The organism is Nitrosospira multiformis (genome assembly GCF_900111585.1).
Lineage (GTDB): Bacteria > Pseudomonadota > Gammaproteobacteria > Burkholderiales > Nitrosomonadaceae > Nitrosospira > Nitrosospira multiformis_B.
On sequence record NZ_FOHI01000017.1, the window covers coordinates 1 to 4990 of the forward strand.

4 protein-coding genes are annotated in these 4990 nt (G+C 58.4%); all 4 read right to left on the minus strand.

Annotation, left to right across the window (positions count from 1 at the left end; all coding sequences use genetic code 11):
• Nucleotides 1-603 carry a NapC/NirT family cytochrome c gene (locus BMW46_RS14790; RefSeq protein WP_074709428.1) on the minus strand — a complete coding sequence of 201 codons (603 nt, stop codon included), beginning with the start codon at nt 601-603 and terminating at the stop codon, nt 1-3.
• A gap of 1 nt (nt 604) precedes the next feature.
• Nucleotides 605-1312 carry a cytochrome c-550 CycA gene (gene cycA / locus BMW46_RS14795; protein ID WP_074709429.1) on the minus strand — a complete coding sequence of 236 codons (708 nt, stop codon included), beginning with the start codon at nt 1310-1312 and terminating at the stop codon, nt 605-607.
• 807 nt (nt 1313-2119) lie between these two features.
• Entirely contained in the window at nt 2120-3223 is a 1104-nt protein-coding gene (gene haoB / locus BMW46_RS14800; RefSeq protein ID WP_074709430.1) for a hydroxylamine oxidation protein HaoB, read from the minus strand.
• Between the two features lie 9 nt (nt 3224-3232).
• Complete coding sequence (locus tag BMW46_RS14805) at nt 3233-4954, minus strand: multiheme c-type cytochrome (RefSeq protein WP_074709431.1); 1722 nt, start codon at nt 4952-4954, stop codon at nt 3233-3235.
• Nucleotides 4955-4990 lie beyond the last annotated feature (36 nt).

Below are 4990 nucleotides of genomic sequence, written 5' to 3' on the forward strand. Positions count from 1 at the left end.
TTACTCCTCGTCTTCCTCTTCCTCGTCGTCATCATCCTTTTTTTCGGGCTTGAGCACCATCTTGCCCTGCTTGATGCTCTCGTTCAGGTCGGTTTCTGCAACCTCCTTGTGCACCAGGTTCTGGTGGCAGTCGATGCAGGTTGCGCCTTCCGTCTCCATTTTCTTGTGCGCAGCCTTGGCATCCGCTCCAGGAGGCTGCGGATTCCGGTGGCAGGTGCGGCAGGTGCGGCTGTCCCACTTCTTGAGATTCATGCGCGCATCGTGCGCCATGATCAGGCGGCGCTCGTTGAATTTCTCCAGCGTGGAGTAGTCATTGACCATCTCAAGATAGAGTTCGCGCGCCCCGTCCACCACATGGGTCGCCACCGCCAGGTGGAAGTTCTGCAATCCCTGCGGGATGTGGCAGTCCTTGCAGCCGGGGTTGGCGCCCAGGGCGCCATAGTGCGAGGATTCCTTCAACTCCTCGGCCGGATAAGTCATGGAATGGCAACTGGTGCAGAATTCGGTGGTGGAGACGGCCGCTTCCCCGCCCAATACCACCGCCGCCATCACCACGCCCAAGAGTGTGCCCACCAGGAGGGCACTACCTGTCTTCATCGCCATGTCAGTCGTCCGAACCTTTCTCGCCTACCTTGGCGCTGGACTGGAATTCATCGTGGTACTTGAACTTCGGATCACCCGTGAAGACCCCATCGAGCTTGTAGTGTTCGTGCATGGCCTTGGTGTCCTTGACGTACTTGTCAAAGTTGAAGGTGTATTTCTTGTCCACGTCCGGGGTGAAGGGGGTGTAAGGTTCCTTGGCACCCTTCCACGGGCTGCCCTTGTAGTTCATGTGGCAGGCATTGCAGCTTTCCTCGAAGCTGAAGTCCTGTTCGGCATCGGCCAGTACCTGGCGGGAGGTGGTCTTCTTCGATTTCTCGAAAGCAGCGCCGGATTTGCGGTGGATGCCGCGATACTTGGAGCCGGGTCCATGGCAGGATTCGCAGCCTACCCCGGTCAGGAACTTGCTCGGATCGTCAATCGTGTAGCCGCCTTCCTTGCCCCAGCCATCCACATGACAGCCGACACAGTCCTTGTCCTTGGTGTAGTCCTTGGCAGGATCGAGCTTGGCCTTCTTCTTGGCTTCGGCCTTGTTGTTGGGCTTCAACGAGTCCATGGCCTTGGCGTGCGCCGTGCTGCCCCAGGATTCGGCCTGGCTCTTGTGACAGGAACTGCATTTCTTGCGGCCTTCAAACGATTGGGCAGACGCGCTGCCGGCCATGACCGCAAACAGTGCTGCTGCGGCCAGGGCGAGTGTCATGCGATGGTTCATCCTTCCTCCTTTTTTCTTTCGGCAAGTATATCCGTTGTTTCCGTTATATCCCTGGATTCTTGTATTTCTTCCAGCTCCATGCGACTACAACCTGATCCGCATCCTGTTTTTCATTGCTCCTTGTTCTTGTTCTTTTTTACTGTATTTCCCTGTTATTGTAATGCTCTTGCAATGATCCCAATGTCAGGACACACTTTTTATTGTGCCCATACTGTATCTCTGGTTCATACAGACGGGTAGCACCAGTACCATCACTCTTTCTGGTACCACTGGTACCGGTAGTGCCTGAGCGCGGCACGGGGGACCCGCAAAGCGGGGTCGGGCAGCGGAGGGGCGCGGGAGCGTGCTGAAACACATGGTGTACGCACCGGGCCGATTCGCTACAGCAAAAATCCCTGTTCCCGTGCACGGGCGCTTTGCGGGTTAAATCGAGTTGAGAGGAGTACCGCCACTGTGCTGAGTGCAGATGTACAGAGTATCTTCGATCTTCGACAGGATTCAGGACGACCCTCTTCCTCCCAGGGAGAGGGAGCCTTGCTCGGGGAACGAGGGACGAAGGCTACGGATGAACGGAAGAAACGCGGGCAACAGACGTGACCTGTTCCGCATCCTGAATCAGGAATCAACAGGCTGTCAGGCAGAGCCTGACCTGCTTCAGGTAAATAAAGCATTCCCGGGCAAAGCCCGGGCTACCTTGCTACGTTTTGATGATGGGTTCAGGCGGTGGGACTACAGGTGCGGCTGTCAGCAGAAGTGGGTGGTCATTAACTCCTGCTACTGCCTGTCAGTCAACTGCGGATATCGGATTTACTCAGAGGGCGGAGGCAAGGTGGGCGCTGGAAAGGACGCGGCATCCTCCGGGGTTGCCCCGACAGATGCAGATTCCTTGCCGCCCGGTATCTTGTACACCCAGTAGCCCCCGGTCTGGTAGATGAGCTGCACCGCGGTCAGGTCAAGCGGCATCGATTCGGTGAAGGGCAGCATCTGCGCAATCAGGGTCTGGTCGCTTTTGTCATCCTTGAGGAAGTAGCCGCGCATCAGCCTGTCCGACAGGGATTGCAGGGTGTAGGTCTTGTAGTTATTGTCCTGTACCCATCTCTTGAGATAGTCGACCATGCCATGCATGTTGCCTTCCATCGGGAAGTTGCGATAGGCAACGTCGAACTGGCCCGGACGCATGATGCCAAGCTTGTACAGGTCGGTGACATGAATGGCGAGATAGGCTTCGCGATCGCCTGCCAGTTCGCGCAGGATGGCTGCACCCGCTTGAGGTTCAGCCATCAGGGCATCGGCAAAGCGCTCGAATTTCTGCGCCTCTTCCCGTCCTGCCTTGCCGCCCCAGAAGTCGTCTTCGTATTTGCGGATGGCGTCAGCCTGCTTCTGCCACGGCGTGGGTATGACGAGGTAATCGGAGAACTGCCCGCTGAACAGGGTGTCGCGCCTGGAGAGAAGCTTCAGCTGGCGCGAGGTGTCCCACCAGCCAAGCACCAGCGCGTCCTTGCCCGCGTACTTGTCGATGGCGGCAGCCAGAGTGGTCAGTTCATTGAGTTTGAGATCGGTGGTGAGCAGCAGCTCACTCGTGCGGTTTTCCCAGTCGAGCCTCACCGGGGCGCCATTGCCCTGCCTGCCCGCATGCAGCACCGCCAGCGGCTGGGGAATGTCTTCGGCAAAGACTTCATACCGGGCAATGGAAAGATCCGGCCAGTGGCCCAGTCCAAGCTGCGGGAATTTGTCTGCGCTGCCTTCTTCCGCCAGCTGGTAGCGGTAGGGGGCAGGCCCGGGGTTGAACCACGCCCAGGCAAACCACAGGAGCAAAAGAATTCCTCCCGCCACCAGCAGAATGCCCAGTGAGGGGAGGAGTTTGGAGCCAGGCCGCGCCAGGATGGCGCGGCTAGAGGTACTTGCAGTCAAGACAGGGGATCAGTCCTTGCGGACACCCTCGCTTTTCTCGCGCCGGCGCCAGCCTGCCAGGGCAAGCGTGCCAGCAAGCAGCATGCCGCCACCCAGACCGCCAAGCGAGAGCTTCTCGTTGCTGTCAAGGTCGAACAGGCTTGCCTTGCGCTTGGCATCGAGCTTCGCTACTTTCGCCTGCAACGCCGCCATTTCACGGATCTTGGTGTTCTCGTCCATGACTTCGACGTAGTCGCGGTTCATCGGGCCCCAGCCTTCGGTATAGGTCCAGCCACCCGGGTTGACGTGCGCTAACCCTACGTGCAGTTTGGGAAGGTTGTTCTCTCCCATTTCCAGCACCTTGAGCTCGATGGCAGCAGGATTGTTGTCCTTGCTCCAGTAGAGCTGGGTGAAGCCTGCGAACATTTCCTTGTCAGGCGGCAGCGGGGTCGGACGGTTGGTCTTCTGACCGGTCAGCATCCCTTCCTTGTAGAGCTTCTCAGCCACCGCGTGCGCTTCCTTGTACTTGGCTATGCCGTGCAGCGTGCCCTTGTCCATGAATTCAAGATAGGAGCGGGCAAAACGCTCGGAGTGACATTGCGTGCAGGTCTTGACCCAGGAGTCAAGCCGCGCTTCCGACCATTCGCTGTTGATGTTCTCGGCTATGCCAGGAACCGCGGGGTAGTTGGCCCAGCGTATCTTCCTCACGACGTTGTGGCTGTACTTGCCTTCATATTCGAAGTGGCAGCCGGCACAGGTGGGCGCAGTCTGTCCGCCCTTGGTGTAGGCGTCCTTCAGGGGTGCGTTCCAGTTCCACTTGTCGCCCATGATCGCAACGGTCTTGCCGTGCTTGCTCATGGAGTAGGCTTCCCAGTTGTTGTGGTCTACCCCGCTGTGACAGGTGGCGCAGGCTTCCGGATGGCGCGATTCGGCAGCAGAGAATTCATGCCGCGTGTGGCAGGAGTCGCATTTGTTCTGGTTGGTGTGGCACATGCTGCAGCCTTCGGCAATCTCGCGCTGCGGCATGGAGGCAAATACCGCGACTTCAACGTTGGCCTTCCAGTCCAGCGCGTGCGAGGGGCGTCCCTGCGGCCATTGCTTGTTCGGCCATACCAGGGTGTCGCGCTCGGATTCGCGTTCGGCAAATTCCTGCAGGTGGCAGGTGCCGCATACGTCCGCCGTCGGCATGCGCAGATCCTTCATGTGGTCTGCCTTGTCCTTCTTGTTGATGTCAACGTGGCAGTCGATACACCCTACTTCCTTGAGCTTGTCGTTGGCCCCAAGCTTGCCCATCGAGCGAAGATTCTTCTCCACATCTTCAAGCTTCGCCTTCTTGTAGTACGTCGGGTCTTCAGGCTTCAGATTCCGGATCTTGTCCAGGTTCGCGTGCGTGCTCCGCTTCCAGGCACTCACCCATACCGGCGATTCGTCCGTGTGGCATTTGACGCATTCCTCGCGCGCCGCTACTTCCTTCATCGAGGTCGGCGGCTTGTAGTACGAGGCAGGGTCAAAGTACATGCTCATCGGGATCGGCTCCCAGTACTTCGCCAGCGTGCCACGTCCCGCTCCCTGCGCAGGATCCTTGTAACGCTTCACCAGCGCCGAATGCAGATCCTTCGGCGAGGCCGACTGCTCCAACTTCAGCGCCTTATACGTCTCTTTGGGAACGCTGGGAAAGTTAGCCCACGTGGCGCCCGCAAACAGCACCCCACACGCAAGCGTAACCAGCCTCAGCCAAGGCTTCATTAACATCTGCTTCTCTCCTTTACTCCGTAATGATGTTGTTGT